This window comes from Micromonospora sp. WMMD1128, assembly GCF_027497235.1.
In the GTDB taxonomy this organism is placed as follows: Bacteria; Actinomycetota; Actinomycetes; order Mycobacteriales; family Micromonosporaceae; genus Micromonospora.
This window is the reverse complement of sequence record NZ_CP114902.1, coordinates 2,634,077-2,654,251: the sequence shown is the minus strand read 5'-3', so window position 1 is coordinate 2,654,251 and position 20,175 is coordinate 2,634,077. Positions and strand designations below refer to the sequence as shown.

At 72.8% G+C, this 20,175-nt stretch carries 20 protein-coding genes; 7 read left to right on the top strand and 13 right to left on the bottom strand.

Annotated elements, in window-relative coordinates; genetic code table 11:
• Window positions 1-43 precede the first annotated feature (43 nt).
• Genes O7602_RS12100 through O7602_RS12085 form a run of 4 tightly spaced genes read right to left on the bottom strand, consistent with a single transcriptional unit; the run spans window position 44 to window position 5,721 of the window.
• A complete protein-coding gene (locus O7602_RS12100) occupies window positions 44-448 on the bottom strand; it encodes a hypothetical protein (protein WP_281588830.1) in 405 nt (134 codons plus the stop codon).
• On the bottom strand, window positions 448-3,816 hold the full coding sequence (gene fxsT / locus O7602_RS12095; protein WP_281588828.1) for an FxSxx-COOH system tetratricopeptide repeat protein: 3,369 nt from the start codon (window positions 3,814-3,816) through the stop codon (window positions 448-450). Before fxsT ends, O7602_RS12100 begins: the two co-directional genes overlap by 1 nt.
• Window positions 3,816-5,186: a TIR-like protein FxsC gene (locus O7602_RS12090; protein ID WP_281588826.1), complete on the bottom strand. Its 1,371-nt coding sequence runs from the start codon at window positions 5,184-5,186 to the stop codon at window positions 3,816-3,818. The genes fxsT and O7602_RS12090 overlap by 1 nt, the downstream gene beginning before the upstream one ends.
• Window positions 5,179-5,721, bottom strand: coding sequence for a hypothetical protein (locus tag O7602_RS12085; protein ID WP_281588825.1), 543 nt, complete (start codon window positions 5,719-5,721; stop codon window positions 5,179-5,181). The genes O7602_RS12090 and O7602_RS12085 overlap by 8 nt, the downstream gene beginning before the upstream one ends.
• A gap of 246 nt (window positions 5,722-5,967) precedes the next feature.
• Here O7602_RS12085 and O7602_RS12080 point away from each other — a divergent pair, with 246 nt between their 5' ends.
• Window positions 5,968-6,738, top strand: coding sequence for a phosphotransferase (locus O7602_RS12080; RefSeq protein ID WP_281588823.1), 771 nt, complete (start codon window positions 5,968-5,970; stop codon window positions 6,736-6,738).
• A gap of 9 nt (window positions 6,739-6,747) precedes the next feature.
• Here the strand turns inward: O7602_RS12080 and O7602_RS12075 are convergent, their stop codons facing one another.
• Window positions 6,748-6,987 carry a winged helix-turn-helix domain-containing protein gene (locus tag O7602_RS12075; protein WP_281588822.1) on the bottom strand — a complete coding sequence of 80 codons (240 nt, stop codon included), beginning with the start codon at window positions 6,985-6,987 and terminating at the stop codon, window positions 6,748-6,750.
• Window positions 6,988-7,262: 275 nt separating this feature from the next.
• Here O7602_RS12075 and O7602_RS12070 point away from each other — a divergent pair, with 275 nt between their 5' ends.
• Together O7602_RS12070 and O7602_RS12065 are read left to right on the top strand one after the other, a co-directional pair.
• Complete coding sequence (locus O7602_RS12070) at window positions 7,263-7,469, top strand: DivIVA domain-containing protein (protein ID WP_281588821.1); 207 nt, start codon at window positions 7,263-7,265, stop codon at window positions 7,467-7,469.
• A 73-nt stretch (window positions 7,470-7,542) separates the two neighbouring features.
• Window positions 7,543-7,857, top strand: a complete 315-nt coding sequence (locus O7602_RS12065; RefSeq protein WP_281588819.1) for a hypothetical protein — start codon at window positions 7,543-7,545, stop codon at window positions 7,855-7,857.
• Here the strand turns inward: O7602_RS12065 and O7602_RS12060 are convergent.
• From O7602_RS12060 to O7602_RS12050, 3 genes are all read right to left on the bottom strand, one after another.
• Entirely contained in the window at window positions 7,785-8,330 is a 546-nt protein-coding gene (locus tag O7602_RS12060) for a hypothetical protein (protein ID WP_281588817.1), read from the bottom strand. The two genes, O7602_RS12065 and O7602_RS12060, sit on opposite strands and share 73 nt — an antisense overlap.
• Window positions 8,331-8,334: 4 nt before the next feature.
• Entirely contained in the window at window positions 8,335-9,021 is a 687-nt protein-coding gene (locus O7602_RS12055) for a hypothetical protein (protein WP_281588815.1), read from the bottom strand.
• 336 nt (window positions 9,022-9,357) lie between these two features.
• Entirely contained in the window at window positions 9,358-11,148 is a 1,791-nt protein-coding gene (locus O7602_RS12050) for an ABC transporter ATP-binding protein (RefSeq protein WP_281588813.1), read from the bottom strand.
• A gap of 78 nt (window positions 11,149-11,226) precedes the next feature.
• Between O7602_RS12050 and O7602_RS12045 the strand changes: the two genes are divergently transcribed.
• The gene (locus tag O7602_RS12045; protein ID WP_281588811.1) at window positions 11,227-11,646 is read left to right on the top strand and encodes a MarR family transcriptional regulator; all 420 of its coding nucleotides are present in this window, start codon (window positions 11,227-11,229) and stop codon (window positions 11,644-11,646) included.
• A 4-nt stretch (window positions 11,647-11,650) separates the two neighbouring features.
• Here O7602_RS12045 and O7602_RS12040 read toward each other — a convergent pair whose 3' ends face one another.
• The 3 genes from O7602_RS12040 to O7602_RS12030 are packed head-to-tail and all read right to left on the bottom strand — an operon-like array spanning window position 11,651 to window position 14,042.
• Window positions 11,651-12,487 carry an SMP-30/gluconolactonase/LRE family protein gene (locus O7602_RS12040; RefSeq protein ID WP_281588809.1) on the bottom strand — a complete coding sequence of 279 codons (837 nt, stop codon included), beginning with the start codon at window positions 12,485-12,487 and terminating at the stop codon, window positions 11,651-11,653.
• Window positions 12,484-13,695 carry a sigma-70 family RNA polymerase sigma factor gene (locus tag O7602_RS12035; RefSeq protein WP_281588806.1) on the bottom strand — a complete coding sequence of 404 codons (1,212 nt, stop codon included), beginning with the start codon at window positions 13,693-13,695 and terminating at the stop codon, window positions 12,484-12,486. The genes O7602_RS12040 and O7602_RS12035 overlap by 4 nt, the downstream gene beginning before the upstream one ends.
• Complete coding sequence (locus O7602_RS12030) at window positions 13,692-14,042, bottom strand: YciI family protein (protein WP_281588804.1); 351 nt, start codon at window positions 14,040-14,042, stop codon at window positions 13,692-13,694. The genes O7602_RS12035 and O7602_RS12030 overlap by 4 nt, the downstream gene beginning before the upstream one ends.
• Before the next feature lie 98 nt (window positions 14,043-14,140).
• On the opposite strand from O7602_RS12030, the gene O7602_RS12025 reads away from it, so the two are divergent.
• The 3 genes from O7602_RS12025 (at window position 14,141) to O7602_RS12015 (ending at window position 17,085) form a co-directional block, all read left to right on the top strand.
• The gene (locus tag O7602_RS12025) at window positions 14,141-15,490 is read left to right on the top strand and encodes an FAD-dependent oxidoreductase (RefSeq protein WP_281588802.1); all 1,350 of its coding nucleotides are present in this window, start codon (window positions 14,141-14,143) and stop codon (window positions 15,488-15,490) included.
• Window positions 15,491-15,616: 126 nt separating this feature from the next.
• A complete protein-coding gene (locus O7602_RS12020) occupies window positions 15,617-16,363 on the top strand; it encodes a lysozyme (protein ID WP_281588800.1) in 747 nt (248 codons plus the stop codon).
• A gap of 68 nt (window positions 16,364-16,431) precedes the next feature.
• Window positions 16,432-17,085, top strand: coding sequence for a peptidoglycan recognition family protein (locus O7602_RS12015; RefSeq protein WP_281588798.1), 654 nt, complete (start codon window positions 16,432-16,434; stop codon window positions 17,083-17,085).
• 97 nt (window positions 17,086-17,182) lie between these two features.
• Here O7602_RS12015 and O7602_RS12010 read toward each other — a convergent pair whose 3' ends face one another.
• Complete coding sequence (locus O7602_RS12010) at window positions 17,183-19,435, bottom strand: MMPL family transporter (RefSeq protein ID WP_281588797.1); 2,253 nt, start codon at window positions 19,433-19,435, stop codon at window positions 17,183-17,185.
• On the bottom strand, window positions 19,432-20,145 hold the full coding sequence (locus O7602_RS12005) for a DUF2993 domain-containing protein (RefSeq protein WP_281588794.1): 714 nt from the start codon (window positions 20,143-20,145) through the stop codon (window positions 19,432-19,434). Before O7602_RS12005 ends, O7602_RS12010 begins: the two co-directional genes overlap by 4 nt.
• Window positions 20,146-20,175: the final 30 nt, after the last annotated feature.

Sequence of the window (20,175 nt, the reverse complement as noted above, 5' to 3'; positions counted from 1 at the left end):
TGCGGACGGGCCGGTGCGCCGGTTGGGCGGGAACCGTCGCGCCTCAGGGCCAGATCATGCCGCCGCCGGTGTTGTGAGCGACGATCTGGCCGTGGCCGAGCAACGTGCCGCTGCCGACCCGGAACACCTGGCCCGGATCGGTTTCCGCCTCGGTGCTCGCCCCGACGACAACCTCGCGCAGCGGCTCGAGTTGATCCGGGTACACCTCCAACATGGCCTCGAACCGGCCCTGCCAGCGAGTGGCCACGATGTCAGGTGAAGAGTTCCCGCCCAGCACGGCCCGGCGGGAATCCTCCAGCGCGTCCGCGACCTCCGTGGCCCGGCCCTCGCTCGTCCGGGCGTAGAGCCGGGTCAGCCGGTCACGCAGGATCGGCCACATCTCGGAGGCCATCGCGGCCACGACCGCCTGACCGGCCTGCCGGGCCAGCGACATCACCACCGGATCCATCAGGTGCCCGTCCGTTCCTGGTCGCTCATCGCCGCCTGAATCTCGTGCAACAGTTCTCTGGTCGCCGCAAGCTGTGGATGTTCTGCGGGCAGGACCCGCTGTTGCCGACTCAACGCCTCGGCGAGCAGGCGTTGTGCGGCGGTCACCTCGCCGAGTCGCTGTCTCGCCCGCGCCGAGAGGAACATCGCGCGTAAGGCATCCGGGTGATCGGAACCCAGCAGTGCGCCGTAGCGTTCGACCAACAACTCGTAGGTCTCCGCGGCGTCGTGTTTCTCCCCCAGTTCGAGCTTGATCGAGGCGATGTTCTCCAGGGACGCCAGGGTGAGCGGATGGTGCGCGCCGAGTCGTCTCAGCCGCATGTCGTGCACGATCCGCTCGCAGTCGAACGCCTCCGGCAACCGGCCCACCCCGAACAGCATCGTCGCCCGGTTGCCCAGGGCCACAAGCGTGTCGGGATGGTCAGGCCCGAGCGTCTCCCGCCGCCGGGTCAAGAGTTCCTCGTTCTGGTTCAACGCCTCGTGGTGCCGGCCCTGGCTCCACAACATCACCGCGAAGTTGTTCAAAGCGGCGAGGGTGTCGCCGTGTTCCGGGCCGAGCAGGTCGCCTCGCTGCGTCCAGACCTGTCCGGCCAGATCGAGAGCCGTACCCCCGTCACCGGCCTGCCAGGTCACGGCGGCGAGGGTGTGCAGCGCCGCGACCGTGTCCCGGTGGTTCGCGCCGAGCAGCACGGTGAAGCGTTCCACCACTTCCGCGCTCAGGCTCCTCGCCCGGTCGATCTCACCGGCGGCGGCGAGGTAGCCGCACAGGAGCAGCACCAGTGCCCGCAGCGACTGTCCCTGGGCCCAGTCCGCGGCCACCACATGCGGGAGCAGCCGCCGGTAGCGGGGCCAGCTACGCGCGTCGACCGGGTCGCCGAGACGGGCGGAGACGAGTAGACGCTCCCCCTGGCGTCGGTACGACTCCTGGGCGACGGCGGTCAACTCCTCCCGCACGGTCGCCTGTACCAGTGGATGCACACGGAACCAGTCCTCGTCCCGCTCCACCATGCTGTAGTCGTGCAGCCGGGCCAGCAACTCCTCGAAGTTCGAGCCCCGCGTCATCGCGTACCGCAGGCCCGGGTGGTCCGCCGCGGCCGGGGTGTCGACGAAAAGGCTGACCGGGATCGGCTCGGGCGCGAAGAACGCCACGACACGCAGCAGTTCGACGGCGGCCGGTTCGTCGGCCCACAGCCGCTGCCGCGTCCATTTCCAGGCCGGCGCGAGGATGTTGCCGAACGACCGCTGCTGGGAGTCGTCCCGAAGCTGGGCCGCCAACGTGGAATCGGTGGCCACCATCCGCAGCGCCAGCGGCAGGCCACCCAACAGACCGGCGACCTCCCGCGCGGATCCCTCGCTCAGGTCGGGCTCGATGCGGCGGAGCAACTCGACGGACTCCGCTGGGGACAGGACCGGCAGCTCGTGTCGGACGACGTCCGAGCCCCACGCCTGAAGCCGAGAGGTGATGAGAACGTCCACTCCGGGCGGCGGGGCGACCGCGAACCGGCTGCGGACGTCCTCGACGTTGTCGAGGATCATCAGACACCGCCGGCCGTCGAGCAGGTACATCAGCTCCCGGAGCGGCTCGTGCAGGTCGTGCCCCTTTGCGCCGCCGAGGGCCACGGCAAGCTCCGAGATATCGAGAACGATGTCGTCGCGGGAACCAACGGAGATCCACCAGACGGCGTCGTACGTGGGCGCGAACCGGTAGACGAACTCAAGGGCGAGTGCCGTCTTGCCAACCCCGGCGGGTCCGCAGACCACCTGCGCCCCGCCGCGGAGCCCCTCGAAACCGGACCACAGCTCGAAGATCTCGTCCTCCCGCCCCACCAGGCCCTTCGGCCGCGGCGGCGCGTTGAATATCTTCGGCAACCGCCCGGGGAAGTCGCGGAACGTCGCAGGTTCGCGGCGGGGATGGTGGCCGCTGGACCGGGGCTGCACCAGCCGGATCGCCGAGAGCAGCCGCTGGTGCGCGGTCTTCTCGTCGATGCCGACCAGCCGGATGCCGTTCAGATCTCCGAGCCCGGCCGGCATCCTGCATTCGACGACCTGCACGGGGACCAGGCGTGCGGCCTCGCCGCCCGGATCGATGTCGTGGGCGAGTTGCCGTTCCCGCGCGACGTCCGGCGATCGGAGCGCCGCGGGGGACAGCAGCGCGAGCGTCACGTCGCTGGACAGGATGATCTTCTCGATCTCCTCCGACCAGCGGGCGCCGGGGCGAAGGTCGCGCGACCCGACCGAGACCCGATATCCCGCCTCTTCCAGTTCGGCGGCGATCCACTCGGCCCATTTCCGGTCCGCGGGATGATGGCTGAGGAAGAAGTCGTACAGGCTGACTCCGACGGTCTGCCGCCAGAAGCGTCGGACCAGCGCCTCCCGCTCCACCTCGCCCAGCGGCGCGGCCTCGGTCACCCGGCCGTTCGTCACGTGTGCGGTCAGTCGCTCGTAGGCGGCCAGCAACGTGCCCTCCTGGTGGGGGCGGTCGCCGACCGACGCCAGGATTTCCTCGTACGCGTAGAAAATCTTGTAGGGGATCTCGACGTCACCCCAGTAGCGGTCCCGCTCCTCCCGACTCTGATTGTCGAGGAAACGCCGGAAGCCGTGGCGCACATAGCTGCGGGCCGTCTCCAGCCGGGCCTTCTCGCCGTCCTCCACCCGCGACGGCACCGGAAGGATGCGCAGTTCACGATCGGCGCGCTGCCGGCGGACCGAGTCCGCGACGGCGAGTGCTCCGGTGACGCTCTGGTTGTTGAGCGTGAAGCAGATGACGAGAATGTCGGGAAGCTGCACCGTGCAGATGCCCGAGGTGTCGTTCAGCCCGGTTCGACTGTCGATCAGGACGTAGTCGTAGTGCCGGCGCATGCTGTCCCTCATCTCGTCGATGAAGGAGCCACCGTGCAGCCGGTCGTAGAAGTTGTCCCAGTCGAACGACATGGCACGACTCGCGTAGGACCGGTCCTGCCGGCCGGCGGACAACAGGTCGATGAACCCGCCCAAGGCGAAACGATGGCGCAGCGACACCGCGTATTCCAACACGTCGGCGTGCTTCTCCCGCCATTCCTCGCGGTTGTCGAGCGACGGATCGACCATGCCTGCCGCGTAGTTCCAGAACATGTCCATCAGGCCGGTCGTGGAGGTCAACTCCGTGTCCGGAAGGAACGGGTGGAAATACCGGTGCAGGCCGGGCGCTTCCAGGTCCCAGTCCACCACGAGCACGCGGTGGCCGTTGCTGGCCAGGATCCAGGCCATGTTGGCCAGCGCCATCGAGCGGCCGGTCCCGCCCTTGTACGAGTAGAAGGTGACGATGCGTCCCTCGGTCACGTCGGCACCCATCAGCCGGCACCCGGCCCGTCGAGGATCGGGCGGGCGACGATCGGGGCGGCATCCGCGAAGTCCGGCACCGGGTGCTTCTCGAAGACGAACTTCTGGGTCCGGATGAGGACCTGCCGCAAGGCGTCGGTGAACTCGTCCACATTGCGGAGCGAATGGTGGAAGGTCGGGTGCGGCACGCGGATGTTCTTCGCGAACAACGTCGTCACCGATTCCTTCAACACCGCCACGTTCGACGTCGACTCCTCGTCCGCCGGGTTCCACGGCACCAGCACGGCGCAGTTGCCGTAGAACCCATCGTCGTAGGGCGCCAGCGCCTCCACGTAGGCGGGTATGAGTGTGGCCCAGGCGTCCACAAGCAGGACGACCAACTCGTTCGCCGACTCCGCGTCGGCGAGCAGGTCGGGCAGTTTCTCGGCGGCACCGACCGGGTGCGAGGTGAGGTCCTGCTCGTCGGCCACCGTCATCGCGTAGCGCACCACGGGTTTGACCGCCTCCGGCAGGTAGGGCATCCAGTCCTCGGAGCGTGTCCCGTAGCGGTGCACGTCGGTGCGCTTCTCCGCGGCTTCGGTCGCGGTTGGCGCCGCCACCACGAGGTGCACGTGGCGCGGACCGCTCGTGCCCGGTTCCCCCGGCCGCGGCCGGGGGACCAGGCACTCGTCGCCGTCGCCCGCAGGCCGGAAGACGTCCGCCGCGGTGTCAAAATCGATTGCCGCATCGTACGCCGGGAGGTCGTGTTCCGCGGCGACGGCGCGGATCCGCGCGACCAACTGGTACACCACGTCGTGATACTCGTCGCGGTATCTGGCCTTCTGCTGCACCAACCTGCGCACGCCGGTCGGTTTCTGGGCGTCGCCGAGCGTCCCGCTTCGGGCCCAGATGTCCTCGGCGAGCCTCGGAATCTGGAGTTGCCCGTCGTCGAACACGTCTTCCCACAGCACCGGCACGATCAGATCCGGCGTGGTCCCGTGCTCCTGCTCGTACGCCCGCAGCCGCTCGGCGAAGATTCCCCACTCCTGACCGCAGAAGCGCGCCCGGAAATATCGCGGCGAGTAGAGCGGCACGAACACGCGGCAGGTGGCGAGCGCCTTCGCGACGGTCGGGCGCCACTGTGTCCCGTCACGCATCCCCCCGTACGCGAACCCGATGCGGCTTTCCTCCAGGTCGGTGCTACGCCGGATCTCCTCGGACAGATCCTTGAAGAACTCGCCGACGTAGACGCCGTTCCCGTCAACGCCGCTATAGCTGAGAAAGAAAAGAAATGACATCCCCTGCACACCCTCGCCGACGCCGAGGAGACAGTCTGAACCAAGGACCGAGGAGGCAGCAATTGTCCGTTTGCCGACAGTTCGACGAAGCCGCTGCTCAGGCAAGTATCGCCAGGGCGAATCCGGTTACGTAGACGACGGCGAACGACACGGGTATCCACTGTTCGAGGTGGGTCAACGGCCAGTACCGCGACGGATCACGGCCCTCGCCGAGCGCCTTCCACTCCGCCCGCCAGTACGGCGAGGCCGGCAGCCGCTCCTCCAGCGCGCCGATCACGACGTACTTGGCGGAGTTGAGCTGGCGGTAGGAACGCAGCAGCCAGAACCAGGCCGCACACTGCAACAGCAGCGCCGCCACCGGGACGGTCAGATAGCTGGGCTCGACGCCGCCGCGACTGCGCCAGACCACCCCGGCGGCGGTCGCGATCAGCGTGTTCAAACTCAGGAAGAACGTGTTGGTGAGACCGCGCCGGGCACTCACCCGGTCGGCCATCTCGACATATGTCTTGTACTGCTCCAGGATGACCTTGCGGCGCTCGCCGGCCTCCGTGCGTTCCTCCTCCTCGGCCGGGTCCCACAAGGTCGCGGTCACCTCGTCGAAGCGGGCCGTCGTCGTCCTGAGATACCTGCCCATGTTCACCGCTACAGTGTGGCGATCTCGTCTCCGGCCGCAAGGCCGGCCCCCGGCAGTAGGTCATCCGCTACGGTCGCGCCATGACCGTGGTACCCATGCGGGACAACGCCGGCCGGATGGTGGCAGTGCCGGCCCACCTCCCCTCGGTGCGGGTCGAGAGACCGTGACCTGTCGCCAGCACGTCGCACGGGCGACGACCACCTCGCCCTCCGCGTTCCGGCGGGCCTTCCGCGCGGACGGGACCGTGGGCGGATGAGCGTGGAGGAGGTCCCGCTCGCCGGTGGGAACGTGACGGCGGGCGTGGTGCGGGTCGGGGACACCGTACGCCGGCAGGCCGGTCCGTGGACCCCGGCGGTGCACGCGCTGCTCGGCCACCTGCGGTCGGTCGGTTTCCGGGGCGCGCCCCGGCCGCTCGGTGTCGACGAGAAAGGGCGGGAGGTGCTCACCTACGCGGCGGGTGAGGTGCCCTGGCCGCACCGGTTCGACCTGCTCGCACCGCTGGACCAGCTCGCCCGGGTGGGCCGGCTGGCGCGGGAGCTGCACGACGCGCTCGCGACGTTCACGCCGCCGCCCGACGCGCGATGGAACGCCCTGATCCCGGCCGACCGGGACGAGATGATCGTCCACCACGACCTCGCGCCGTGGAACCTGGTGATCGGGGACCGCTGGGTCGTCATCGACTGGGACAACGCCGGGCCCGGGTCACGGCTGTGGGATCTCGCCTACGCGGCGCACGGCTTCGTCCCGCTGTCGGCGCATCATGACTGGCAGCGGGCGGACGCGGGGCAGCGTCTGCGCGCCTTCGTGGACGCGTACGGGTTGGACGAACGGCAGCGCCGCGACCTGGTGCCGTTGCTGACCGTCCGGACCCGGGCGATGCACGACTTCCTGCGCGATCAGGCCGCGCTCGGGGTCGAGCCGTGGGCGACGCACTGGCGGACCGGGCACGGCGACACGTGGCGCGCCGACGCCGACTACACCGAGCGCCACACCGACAAGTGGACGAGTGCCCTGCTGGACTGACGCCGCTGTCTACGGCTCGCGCATCCACGTCTTCGGGTCGGTGACGAAGACGCCCTTGCCCTGCTGACGCCGGATCACGCGCAGCGCTTCCAGCCGGGCATAGGCCATCTGGACCGTTCCGTGGCTGACGCGGTAGTTCTCGCGCAGCTCAACGATCGAGGGCAGCTTGTCCCCCGGCTTCAGCTTGTTCGACCTGACATCGGCGATCACGTCATCGGCGATGCGCCAGTAATCCGGCACTTCTCGCATAGCACTCCTCGCGTGGCGATCCGATTCGATCACACCGCGACGCGCCTAACAAGCAGCGTTGACTCATCTGACATGTCTAGATATGTTGGACCGGAGCCGCTCCTCGCGTGGCAACGAGTTCGGCTCATTCCCCCGGTCGGGGCGGGTGCGCGTGCCCGTCCCGGCCCACCGGAACGCTCTGTCTCCGATCGCCGCTGCCCTTTGGGTGCGCTTGTTGTTGCCCTGGCAACCACAAGTGCACCCAAAGGCGCGGACGCAACCGCGAAAGGACCGACGTGACCGAGGTGTTTCGCTCCGGCCAGCTCTACGGAACCGGCCTGCCGGCCCGGATGACGCCGCGCGAGGCGCGGACCCGCGCGTTCGATCCGCGTCGTCGTGGCGTCGACCCCGAGCAGGTACGCGCGTTCCAGACCGAGGTCGCCGACGAGCTGACCGACCTGCACCGGCAGATCCGCCGGTTGACGTGGAGAACGAGCGGCTGAAGCGGGCGCTGCGCGACTGGCAGGCCATGCACGCCCGCGAGTGCCGCCCACCGAACCAGGGCCACTGGTAGCGGTGCTCCCACAACCGGGTGACCTGCTGCGGATCGACGGCCGCGCCTCGGTGCAGTTCGGCGGCGACCGCGCCCTGACGTTCCGGGTCGTGTCGGTCGGCCCCGAGCTGACCCACCTCGGCTGGCTCTGGCTGACCGGCTACGTCGTCGACCGTCGTGGCCTCGCCACCGCCAAGCGGGAGGTCTTCGTCCAGCTCGCCGGGCTGCGTCCCGCGGCGGCGCCGGCGTACCCCCGGCGTACGGCTCAGTGCCGCGTGCAGGCGAACAGCGTCGAGGCGTCCTCCTCGGTGGGATCCAACCGTCGGGCCGGAAGGTAGGCGGACAGGTCCCGGAAGTCGGCGATGGCGTTGTGGACGCACACCGTGAGCGCGCCGTCGAGCAGGTCGCGGGCGGTCTGCGCGTCGGGCGCCGTCACGTCCGCCAGCAGCGGGCTCCAGACGTCGAGCGCGAACACCACATGGCAGGCGCTCCGGTCGGCGGTGACGACGCAGTAGTAGCGCCCGCCCTCGGCGAGCCGGTTCCTGATGTTCGCCCACTCCATCGCCTCGGCCGTGTCGGTCACGTCCGCGCCTGGAGCGCAGGCCATCCGGAACAGCCAGCGGGTCGGTTCCCCCGGCGCCACCCCGCTGTGGACGAGCACGAGCGCGCCGCCGTGGAAGATGACGAAGCCCCGCACGTCCGGGGCGTGGCTCAGGAAGTCCGGAGTCCACACCCGGTCGTACCGCCGCTCGGCGAGGGACTTCAGGAACTCGAGGGTCCGGTCGGCGGCCTGGCGAGCGTCCACGCCCATGCGGTCAGTCCCTTCCCACGCCCGGCCCGGCGGGCGTCGGGGGGTCGGCGGCATTCACCGGTACGGCGAGCCACCGGAACCGGCCGTTGCGCCCCGGCAGTTCGGTGAAATCCTGCCAGCCGAGCCGGTAGTCGCCGGTGAGGTGGCGCCGGTTCGGCTGGAAGTAGCGTCCGTCGACGCCCCACTTGAGGATGCCGGCGAGGCGGCGGCCCTCGTGGAGCCGGAACTCGCGGTCCCGGGTCGGCCGGTCGACGGCGGGGGCCTGCCACAGCCCGTGGGCGTTCGTGAGCAGGAGGGCGAGGCCGTTGGTCCGCGCCGGGCCGACGCGGACGAAGCGTTCCAGCCGTTCGATGTCGAAGACGAAGTTGCGTCGGGCCACGTCGGCGGCGGCGTGGCTGCGCAGGGCGTACGCCTCGTCGGTGTGCGGGTCGACGCCGTTGAACCGGGCGGTGAAGTACTTGAACTCGATCGCCGTCCGGCCGGCCGGGCCGTGGCAGAGCAGGTCCAGGTGTTCGTCCTGCTCCTGCCGCGCCTCCTGCCGCACCTCCAGGCGGACGCGGAGGCCCGCGTCGAGGCGGCGCACGGTCCAGGCGAACGCGTGTTGGAAGTCGGCCTCGGAGTGGAACAGGGACCGCTCGGCGCGCAGCTCCGCCATGACGCTCGTGACCGGTACGGCTCCGGCGATCAGCATGCACACCCCACAGTGACGACCGCAGCCGCTGGCGGCGCCCCACCGGCCGAGGGGTTGCGGAGCCTCACGCTACGAAGCGCGACCTAGCGGAATCAAGACATCACCGTCCGATGGCGTTCCGGTTTGGACGGTCGGTCCCGTGCACGGGACCGACCGCATGAGAACGTTAACAGACCCGCCACCGAGTCCCACCGATCGGACTACGCGACACGTCGTCCGATCGGCCGGCCGCGCCGGGTGGCTTCCGTTGTGAGGTTGGAGCGCGGATCGTCGCGCACGACGCCCCGTACACCCCATCACGGCATCGGGAGGCGGGGGCGGTGGGGTGGGGGGCGGTCAGCCGAGCAGGGTGGCGTAGCGGCCCTGGTGGTCCAGCAGCGAATCGTGGGTGCCGGACTCGACGATTCGGCCGTGGTCGAGGACGGCGATCCGGTCGGCGTCGCGGACCGTGGAGAGGCGGTGCGCGATGGTCACCACGGTGCGGCCCCGGGCCAGCTCGTCGAGCGCCCGCTGCACCGCGCGTTCGGTCTCCGTGTCGAGCGCGCTCGTCGCCTCGTCCAGCACCAGGATCCGCGGGTCGCGTAGCAGCGTCCGGGCGATGGCCAGGCGTTGCTGCTCGCCACCGGAGAAGCGGTGGCCGCGGGAGCCGACCATGGTGTCGTACCCGTCGGGCAGCGCGGCGATCAGGTCGTGGATGCGGGCGGCGCGGGCGGCGGCCTCGATGTCGGCGTCGGTGGCGTCGGGGCGGGCGTACCGCAGGTTGTCGCGCACGGTGGCGTGCAGCAGGTAGGTCTCCTGGCTGACCACGCCCACGACGGCGGCCAGGTCGGCCAGGCGCATGTCGCGCAGGTCGACGCCGTCGACGGTGATCCGGCCGGCGTCCGGGTCGTGCAGCCGGCTGATCAGGGCGGCGAGGGTGCTCTTCCCGGAGCCGGTCTCGCCGACCAGGGCGAGGCTGGTGCCGGCGGGGACGTCCAGGCTGACGCCGGCCAGCGCGGCGGTGTCGCTGCCCGGGTAGCTGAAGGTGACGTCCTCGACGCGCAGGTGGCCGCGGACCGTGGCCGGGTCGAGCGCCGCCGGGCGGGCCGGTTCGGCGACCTCCACCGGCAGGTCGAGGTATTCGAAGATGCGGGCGAACAGCGCGAGCGAGGCGGTCAGCGTGACGCCCACGTTGAGCAGGCCCATCAGCGGGCGGAACAGGTTGGCCTGGAGCGCGGTGAAGGCGACGAGCGTGCCGATGGTGAGGGTGCCGGCGGTGCCGGGCAGGCCGGCGCCCAGGTAGATCACCGCGGGGATGGCGGCGAAGACGATCGTCATGGCGGCCATCCGCCAGCGGCCGGCCAGCTCGGAGCGCAGCTCCAGGTCGACCAGGCGGGCCGAGGAGGCGGTGAACCGGTCGACGAGCGCCGCGCCGGTGCCGAGCGTCTTGGCCAGGCGTACGCCGCTGACCGACAGCCCTTCCTCGATGGTGACGGTGAGGTCGGCCAGTTCCCGCTGGCGGCGCGCGGTGATCTCCCGGCGGAGCCGGGCGACGCGGCGGGTGAGCCAGAGCGCGGGCGGCAGCACGACGAGCGAGACGAGCGTGAGTCGCCAGCTCAGCGCCAGCATGGCGACGGTGGTGGCGACGACCGTGGTGAGGTTCGCGGCGATCGAGGTGGCGGTGGAGGTGACCACCGACTGCATGCCGCCGATGTCGTTGGTGATGCGCGACTGCACCTCGCCGGTGCGGGTGCGCACGAAGAAGCCGATCGACTGCCGCTGGAGGTGGGCGAAGACGTCGGTGCGCAGGCGGTGCATGACCTCCTGGCCGACCCGGGTGGAGATCCAGGTCTGGGCGACGCCGAGCACGGCGGTCACGGCGGCCACCGCGATCATGGCCGCGACCAGCCAGGCCAGCAGCGTCAGGTCACGCTCGGGCAGGGCCCGGTCGATCACGGTACGCAGAAGGAACGGCGAGGCCATCGCGATGATCGAGGACGCCACGATGATCGCCACCACGGCGGCGAGCGGGCGTCGGTGTGCGGTGAAGAGGCCGCCGATGCGGCGCAGCGACACGTCGCGGGCCTGGGCCTTCTCGGCGGGGGACACGGTTCGGCCGCCACCGCGGCCGTCGGGGGTGTGATCCAACGGGGTTCTCCTCTGTCGGGTAATGCTGAGGTTACCTCATCATGAGGGAACAACAGGACCTGCTGCTACCGTATTCCCGTGACCGGCAGCGACGAGGAGAGCCTGGCCGAGACGTTCTGGGCGGTGACCCGGCGGCTGCGCCACCAGGCCAAGCGCGCGCTGGAGCCGTGGGAGATCAGCCCCGGGCAGGCGCGGGCGCTCGGCGTGCTCATGCGGCACGGCGCGTTGCGGCCCGGCGCGCTCGCCGAGCACCTGCGCATCGCGCCCCGCTCGGCCACCGAGGTGGTCGACGGCCTCCAGGAACGCGGCCTGGTCGAGCGGCGGCCCGACCTCGGCGACCGGCGGGCCACGCTCGTCGCCCCCACCGCCGAGGGCGACCGGGTCGGCGCCGCCATCCAGGCCGCCCGGGCCACCGAGGCGGAACGGTTCTTCGCCGCCCTCGACGCGAGCGACCAGGCGGAACTGTCCCGGATCCTGCGCCGGCTGCGCGACGGTTAGGCGCTCAGGCGACGCCCGGGACCGGCACCCGGACGGTCAGCACGGTGCCGGTCCGCGGCCCGCCGGCCAGCGCGCCCGGGTCCCACCGCATGGTGACCAGGTGCAGCGTGCGCCCGTCCGGACCGCCGAGGGCACAGGCGAAGCAGCCCCGGTCCAGCTCGATCCGGTCGAGCACCTCGCCGCCCTCGGCCACCCGCACGGCGCACTGGTTCGGCACGTCGCCGTACCAGACCGCGCCGGCGGCGTCGAGGCAGATGCCGTCCGGCGCGGAGTCGGCCACCGCCGCCCAGACCCGCCGCCCGCCGAGCGTCCCGTCGGCGGCGACGTCGAACGCGGTGAGCTGCCCCGCGTACGACTCGGCGACGATCAGCGTCCGCCCGTCCGGGGTGAGCGCCATGCCGTTCGGGAAGGCCAGGTCGCCGGCGACCAGCCGGACTGCGCCGTCCGGCGTGACCAGGGCCACCGAGCCGGGCGCGAACGTCCCGCCCGGGAAGTCGAAACCGATCGTGTTGACGTACGCGCTGCCCCGCGCGTCGACCACCACCTCGTTCCACGGGTGCGGGTCGAGCGCGGCCAGGTCGGCGTGGACGGTCAGGGCGCCGTCCGGTTCCCGGCGCAGCAGCCGCCCGTCCCGGCCGGCGACCACCAGCAGCCGCCCGTCGGGCAGCCGGTCGAAGCAGATCGGCAGGCCGTCGACCCGGACGACCACCTCGGTCCGCCCCTCGGCGTCCACGGCCAGCACCTCACCGGCGCCCCAGTCGGCCAGCCAGAGCCGGCCGTCGAGCCAGCGGGGCGACTCCCCGAACGCCAGGCCGTCGACGAGCAGTTCCGGTGTGTTCACGTGGTCTCCCTCGATCGGTCGCGCCGGCGGCGCAGGAACTCCCGCTCCGCCTCGTTGCCGGTGCCGGCGATCGCCGCGTCGTACGCCGCCCGCGCCTCGACCGGCCGGTCCAGGCGGCGCAGCAGGTCGGCCCGGACCGCGTGCCACGGGTGGTATCCGCGCAGGTCCAGCCGGTCCACCTCGACCAGCGCGGCGGCCGGTCCGCGTACCTCGGCCAGCGCGACCGCCCGGTTCAACGCCACCACCGGGCCCGGCGCGCAGACCAGCAGTTGGTCGTAGAGGGCGAGGATCTGGGCCCAGTCGGTGGCGACGGCGGTGGCCGCGTCGACGTGCACCGCGTTGATCGCGGCCTGGATCTGGTACGGGCCGGGCCGGTTGCGCCGCAGGCAGCGCCGCACGAGGTCCTGCCCCTCGACGACGAGCGCCCGGTCCCACCGGCCGCGGTCCTGCTCGGACAGCGACACCGCCACCTGGTCCGGCCCGGTCCGGGCGGCCCGTCGCGACTCGGTGAGCAGCATCAGCGCGAGCAGCCCGAGCGCCTCCGGCTCGTCCGGCATCAACGCCACCAGCAGCCGACCCAGCCGGATCGCCTCGGCGCCCAGCTCGACCCGACCCAACCGCTCCCCCGCGCTCGCCGTGTGCCCCTCGTTGAAGATCAGATACACCACGGCCAGCACCCCGCGCAGCCGGTCCGGCAGGTCGGCGTCGCGGGGCACCCGGTACGGGATCCCGGCGTCCCGGATCTTCGCCTTGGCCCGGACCAGGCGCTGCGCCATGGTCCGCTCCGGCACCAGGAAGGCCCGGGCGATCTCGGCGGTGCTCAGGCCGCCGAGCAGCCGCAGCGTCAACGCCACCCGGGCGTTGGCCCCGAGCGCCGGGTGGCAGCAGGTGAAGATCAGGCGCAGCCGCTCGTCGGGCACGGGTCCCTCCTCGGCGGGTGGGTCGGCGGCGTACAGCCGGGCGGCCTCGGCGTGCCGCGCGGCCCGGGTGGACTCGCGGCGCAGCCGGTCGATCGCCCGGTTCCGCGCGGTGGTGACGATCCAGCCGGCCGGGCTGGGCGGTGGACCGTCGACGGCCCACCGCCGCGCCGCGACCGCGAACGCCTCCTGGACCGCCTCCTCGGCGAGGTCGATGTCGCCGAGGAGGCGGACCAGGGTGGCGACCACCCGGCCGTACTCGGCCCGGAAGACCCGTTCGACCTCGGTCATCCCTCGCCCTGAAACGGGCGCACCTCGATCGGCAACGTGGTGGCGCGGGCGTACCGGCGGCCCCAGTCCAGCGCCGCGTCCAGGTCCGGGGCGCGGATGACGGTGACGCCGCCCAGGTATTCCTTGCCCTCGACGAACGGCCCGTCGGTGACGAGCACCTCGTCGCCGGCCGGGCGCAGCACGGTGGCGGTGTCCGGCGCGTGCAGCCCGTCGCCGAACACCCAGCAGCCGGCCTCCCGCAGGTCCCGCCCGATGGCCTCGACCTCGCGCATCACCCCGGCCAGGAACTCCGGGTCCGGCCGGTCCACGCCGGTGGGCTGGTACATGCTGATCAGGTACTGCTTCACGGGTTCCTCCTCGTCGCCGCCGGCGCCCCCGGCGCCGCCCTCCACCTTCACACGAACGGCGGACGCCGGTTTCGACACGCCGGGCGTACGGGATTTCGGTGGGGATCGGGGTATGCCGGGCCGTGCGCGGTGGCCGGGTGATCGTGGTGGGGGCGGGGTTCTCCGGGCTCGCCTGCGCGCTCGCGCTGCACGCCGCCGACGTCGACGTGCTGCTCGTGGAGGCCCGGGACCGGGTGGGCGGCCGGACGCTGAGCCGCCCGCTGCCCGACGGCGGCTGGCTCGACCTCGGCGCGCAGTGGATCGGCCCCACCCAGGACCGGATGTACGCGCTCGTCGCCGCGTACGGCCTGGCGACCTTTCCATCGGCGGCGCACGGCGCGCCGACGCTGCTCCTGGACGGGCGGCGGGTCACCGCGCCGCCGGCCGGCCTGGCCGGGCTGCTCGGCACGCTCGACGAGCTGGCGGCCGGGCTCGACCCGGCCGCGCCGTGGCGGGCCGCCGGGGCGGCGGAGTGGGACGGGACCACGCTCGGCGGCTGGCTCGCCGCCACCGCGCCCGACCCGGTCACCGCCCGCTACGCCGGGCGCCTGCTCGCCGGTGGGCTGCTGGCCGTCTCGCCGGCCGAGGTGTCGCTGCTGCATCTGCTGTTCTACCTGCGCAGCGGCGGCGGCGCCGACGCGCTGCTCGGCATGGCCGGCGGCGCCCAGCAGGACCGGATCGTCGGCGGACCGGCCGCGCTGGCGCAGCGGATGGCCGACGCGCTGCCGCCCGCGCGGCTACGCCTCGACGCCCCGGTCGACGCCGTGGCGCAGGACCGCGACGGCGTGCGGGTCCGGGCCGGCGACGAGACGCACCGGGGCGACGCGGTGGTGGTCGCGCTGGCGCCGGCCCTGGCCGGCCGGATCCGGTACGACCCGCCGCTGCCGGCGCTGCGCGACGGCCTGACCCAGCGGATGCCGATGGGCGCCGCGCTGAAGGTGCACGCGCTCTACCTGGAGCCGTTCTGGCGCGCCGCCGGCCGCTCCGGGGTGGCCACCACGGACACCGGGCCGCTCACCGAGACGGTGGACAACTCGCTGCCCGGACTGCCCGGCGGGGTGCTCACCGCGTTCAGCTACGGCGCGCAGGCCCGGGCGTTGCGCCGGCTGCCGGACGCCGCGCGCCGGTCCGCGCTGCGGGACGCGCTCGGCGCGCTCCTCGGCCCGGCCGCCGCCGACCCCGAGAACCTGATCGAGTACGACTGGTCGGCCGATCCGTGGACCCGGGGCTGCTTCGGCGGCGTCCTGACGCCCGGCTCGTGGCGCGACTTCGGGCCGGAGCTGCGGGCGCCGGTGGGCCGGGTGCACTGGGCCGGGACGGAGACCGCGACCCGGTGGAGCGGCTATCTGGAGGGCGCGGTGACGGCCGGCGAGCGCGCCGCCGCCGAGGTGCTCGCCGCACTCGGCTGAGCCCCGAAATTCAGAGAGAATCTTCGATACGTCTATTGAAAAGTTTCTCCGTCCTGTGTCCTAATGTCGACAGATCCTTTCGTCATACTCCCGCCGCCAGCAGGCGGCAACCCCCCGGGAGGAAAGATGCACCGTCTCCTGCGATCGGCGTTGCGCACCACCGGCGCCGCCGTGCTCGCCACCGTCACCGCCGCCGCGGCGGCCCTCACCGGCGCGGCCCCCGCCCACGCCGCGCCGGCCGGACTACCAGGCATGGACGTCTCCAGCTACCAGGGCAACGTGAACTGGTCCGCCGCGTGGGCCAACGGCGCCCGGTTCGCGTACGTCAAGGCGACCGAGGGCACCTACTACACCAACCCGTACTTCGCCCAGCAGTACAACGGCTCCTACAACGTCGGGATGATCCGCGGGGCCTACCACTTCGCCCGCCCCGACACCACCACCGGCGCCACCCAGGCCAACTACTTCGTCGACCACGGCGGCGGCTGGTCCAAGGACGGCAGGACGCTGCCCGGCGCGCTGGACATCGAGTACAACCCGTACGGCGCCACCTGCTACGGGCTCAGCCAGGCGTCCATGCGGAGCTGGATCGCCTCGTTCGTCAACCAGTACCACGCCCGCACCGGCCGGTGGGCCACCATCTACACCACCACCGACTGGTGGAGCACCTGCACCGGCAACACGTCGCAGTTCGCGGCGAACAATCCGCTGTGGATCGCCCGCTACGCCAGCGGCGTCGGCACGCTGCCGGCCGGCTGGGGCACGTACTCCTTCTGGCAGTGGTCCTCCGCCGGCACCTTCCCCGGCGACCAGAACGTCTGGAACGGCAGCCTGGACCGGCTCCGGGTGCTGGCCTGCAACGGCGCCTGCTGACCCACCCCGGCGGGGCGGGCCGTGACCGCCCGTCCCGCCGTCGTGTCCGTACCCACGAGGAGGCCCCGATGTCCGTTCCACTCCCCCGGCGGGCCGTGCTGCGCGGCGCGGTCCTGCTCGGCGCCGGCGCGCTCACCCAGGCCGGCGGCGCGGCGCGGGCCGCCGCGGCCCGGGTCGACCAGCCGACCATCGCCAACTGCGCGACCTGGGGCGCCCGCCCGCCGTCGTCGCCGGTGAGCGTGGTGTCCAGCCGCCCCAACAAGATCATCATTCACCACACGGCGTTCCCCAACACGCCCGACTACAGCCTCGCCCAGGCGTACCGGAACTCCCGCGACATCCAGGACCTGCACATGGACTCCAACGGGTGGCTCGACTCCGGCCAGCACTTCACCAACAGCCGGGGCGGCCACCTGACCGAAGGCCGGCACGGCAGCCTCTACGGGCTGCTGCACGGGCAGTCGATGGTGCAGGGCGCGCACTGCGTCGGGCAGAACAGCCAGGCCATCGGCATCGAGAACGACGGCATCTACGTCGACGTGCAGCCGCCGCAGGCGCTCTGGGACAGCCTGGTCTGGTTCTGCGCGTTCACCTGCCAGCAGTACGGCATCGCGCCCACCGAGATCTACGGCCATCGCGACTTCGCCTCGACGCAGTGCCCGGGCCTGCTGCACGACCGGCTGCCCGAGCTTCGCCGGACGGTCGCCACCCGCCTCGGTTGAGGTGTAAGGCGGGGCCCCCGCTTAACGCATTCGGTAGAGGAAGGGGCCCCGCTTAACACCACGGAACCGGCGCACCCAGCGTCCCGCGTACGCGCCGTCAGCCGACCGGCACCGGCGGCGTCCGCTCGGCCGCCCGGCGCCGTCGGGCGGGCCGCCACCAGTTCGCCCGGCCGAGCAGTGCCATGGTGGCCGGCACCAGCAGCCCGCGGACCACTGTGGCGTCGACCGCGACCGCGACCGCCATGCCGAGGCCGAACATCTTGATCACCGGATCATCCTGGAGCACGAAGCCGGCGAAGACGGTCACCATGATGAGCGCGGCCGAGGTGATCACCTGGCCGGTGCCGGCCAGCCCCTCACGGACCGCCACCCGGTTGTCGCCGGTGGCCCGCCAGGACTCCTGTACGGCCGTCAACAGGAACACCTCGTAGTCCATGGAGAGCCCGAAGAGCAACGCGAACAACATCATCGGCAGGTAGCTCTCCACCGGCACCGGGCCGGACAGTCCGGTCAGCCCGGCGCCCCAGCCCCAGGCGAAGACCGCGGTCAGCACGCCGTACGCGGCCCCGATCGACACCAGATTCATCACCGCCGCCTTGACCGCGACGACCGGCGCCCGGAACGCCGCGTACAGCAGCACCGTGGCCAACCCGACCACCACCGCGATGACCCAGGGCATCCGCTCCCCCACCCGGTCGGCGAGGTCGACCCGGGTGGCGGTCGCGCCACCCACGTGCACGGCCACCCCGGGCGGGCCGACGGTCCGCAGCGTCCGCACCAGCCCGGCGGTCGCCGGGTCGCCCGGCGCGGTCCGGGGGTACGCGGTGAGCACCGCGACCCGCCCGCCGTCGGCGAGCCGGACCGGGGCGACCCGGGCGACGCCGGCCGTGCCGGCCACCCGGGCGGACAGCTCGCCCACCCGGGCGTCGGCGCCCGATGCGGCCGGCGGCTCCAGTTCGGCGACCACGGTCAGCGGTCCGTTCACGCCCGGCCCGAACCCGGCCGCGAGGCGGTCGTAGCTGGTCCGGCCGGCCGTGCCGACCGGGCTGTCCCCCGGGTCGACCTGACCCAGCCGCAGGTCGAGGGCGGGCGCGGCGAGCACGCCGAGCAGCAGCAGCGCGAGGATCGCCCAGCGCCACGGCCGGCGGGTGACCCGGTCCGCCTGCCGGGCCCAGCCGGTCAGCCGCCGCTCCCCGGTCCCGCTGCCGCTCGCCGTGGCGGCACCGCCGCCGCTCGCCGTAGCGACACCGCTGCCGCTCGCCGTGGCGGGGCCGGGCGCGGCGGGTGATGCCGGGGCCGGGCGTCGGCGGCGGATCCGCAGCCGGTCGAGCCGGTGCCCGAGCAGGGTCAGCAACGACGGCAACAGGGTCACCGCGCCGGCCACCGCGACGACCACCACCAGGCCGGTGGTCCAGCCGAGCGTGCCCAGGATCGGTACGCCGGCCACGGCCAGCCCACCGAGGGCGACCACCACGGTCCCGCCGGCGAACACGACCGCGCTGCCCGAGCCGGCGACGCTGCGGGCCACCGCCTCGGGCACCGGCACCCCCTCGGCCAGCAACCGGCGGTGCCGGGTGACCAGGAACAGCGCGTAGTCGATGCCGACGCCGAGACCGACCATGGTGGCGAGCGTCCCGGCCACCGACGGCACCGCCGCCAGGTGCCCGGCCAACCCCACCGCGCTGACCGCGCACGCGAGCGTGACGAGCGCGGTGACAAGTGGCACCGCCGCGGCGACCAGGCCACCGAAGGCGAGCAGCAGCACCAGCGCGGCGACCGCCAGGCCGAGCAGCTCGCTGTCCCGGGAGCCGCCGCGTTCGGCCGCCGAGGCGAGCACCCCACCGGGGGTGACCTCGATGCCGGCCGCCCCGGCGGGCGCCGCCGCGTCCGTGACCGCGCGCGCGAGCGCCTTGTCCACCTGCCGCGGCGACACGTCGAGCCGTACGGTCAGCCAGCCGGTGCGCCCGTCGGGGCTGAGCGTGCCCGCGGCGGCGTCCACCCCGTCCACGTCTGTCACGTGGGGCACCCCGGCGATCTCCCGGATTGCCCGCGCGAGCGCGTCCTGCCGGGCCGGGTCGTCGAGCCGGCCGCCGTCGGCGTACAGCACGAGCTGGCCGTCCGTGCCGTCGCCCGACCCGGCCCGGCCGAGCAGGTCCCGGGCCTGCTGGGCGTCGCTGCCGGGCAGCGCCACGTCGTTGTCGACCGGCCGGCCGAGCACCGCCGCGGCGCCGACGAGCGCGACCGCGAGGAGCAGCCATCCCGCCAGCACCGTGCGGGGGCGGCGGGCACAGAACCGGCCCAGCCCGCCCAGGGCGCGGTGCACCAGGTTTCCGTCGTCGACCCGCATCATGCTCCTCCGCAGCGTGCGCCGGTGCGGCCACCGGCCGCCGGCAGGGTGAGATCGTGTCCATCGACCCGGACGAGAAGCCCGTCGGCGGTCGCCGTCACCGACCGGTAGGACAGGCCGGTTGGCAGGGCCGGCAGGTCGCGCCCCAGGTCGGGGCCCCCGCCGAGCCGGTCGAGCAGTTTGCCGGCCGGACGTCGGATCCCGAACACCTCCACCTCGCTCGGGGTGAAGGTGAGCCGCCCACCGGTCAACGTCGGTCGGACCAGCAACGTGACCGGCACTGTCGACATCTGCGTCTCGACGCCGAGCAGCCCGTCGGCGTAGCGGTAACGCAACGTCCGTCCCGCCGCCTCGGTGGGCAGCGCCGCGTAGCCGACGAGCACCTCCACCGCCGCGGCGCCGATCCGCGCCGGCCCGTCACCGGACCGGACGTTCCGCAGGTCGGCGTCGGCACGGGCGACCCGCAGCCCACCGGCCCGGGCGTCGGTCACGCCGACCCGGAGCCGGTCCAGCCGGCCGCCGAGCACCTGCGGCAGCACCGGGAAACCGGACAGCTCCACCGAGGGCCGGGGCACCCCGGCCGCACAGGCGAGCCGGTCGGCGAGCCGCCCGGCGACGAGCCGGGCCGCCACCCGGTCGGCGACCACCGCCGCCACGACGAGGAACAGGACCGCCGTTCCGGCCAGCAGCCGGCGGCGGGTGAATTTCCGCATGTCCCGAGCACACCAGCGCCGGCTGGGCGT

What these genes read in the sequence shown, in the direction of transcription:
- O7602_RS12015 (WP_281588798.1), top strand. Translation starts at nt 16,432, where the DNA reads ATGTCCGTTCCACTCCCCCGGCGGGCCGTGCTGCGCGGCGCGGTCCTG.
- O7602_RS12060 (WP_281588817.1), bottom strand. Translation starts at nt 8,330, where the DNA reads ATGGGCGTGGACGCTCGCCAGGCCGCCGACCGGACCCTCGAGTTCCTG.
- O7602_RS12005 (WP_281588794.1), bottom strand. Translation starts at nt 20,145, where the DNA reads ATGCGGAAATTCACCCGCCGCCGGCTGCTGGCCGGAACGGCGGTCCTG.
- O7602_RS12100 (WP_281588830.1), bottom strand. Translation starts at nt 448, where the DNA reads ATGGATCCGGTGGTGATGTCGCTGGCCCGGCAGGCCGGTCAGGCGGTC.
- O7602_RS12075 (WP_281588822.1), bottom strand. Translation starts at nt 6,987, where the DNA reads ATGCGAGAAGTGCCGGATTACTGGCGCATCGCCGATGACGTGATCGCC.
- O7602_RS12055 (WP_281588815.1), bottom strand. Translation starts at nt 9,021, where the DNA reads ATGCTGATCGCCGGAGCCGTACCGGTCACGAGCGTCATGGCGGAGCTG.
- O7602_RS12010 (WP_281588797.1), bottom strand. Translation starts at nt 19,435, where the DNA reads ATGATGCGGGTCGACGACGGAAACCTGGTGCACCGCGCCCTGGGCGGG.
- fxsT (WP_281588828.1), bottom strand. Translation starts at nt 3,816, where the DNA reads ATGGGTGCCGACGTGACCGAGGGACGCATCGTCACCTTCTACTCGTAC.
- O7602_RS12035 (WP_281588806.1), bottom strand. Translation starts at nt 13,695, where the DNA reads ATGACCGAGGTCGAACGGGTCTTCCGGGCCGAGTACGGCCGGGTGGTC.
- O7602_RS12080 (WP_281588823.1), top strand. Translation starts at nt 5,968, where the DNA reads ATGAGCGTGGAGGAGGTCCCGCTCGCCGGTGGGAACGTGACGGCGGGC.
- O7602_RS12020 (WP_281588800.1), top strand. Translation starts at nt 15,617, where the DNA reads ATGCACCGTCTCCTGCGATCGGCGTTGCGCACCACCGGCGCCGCCGTG.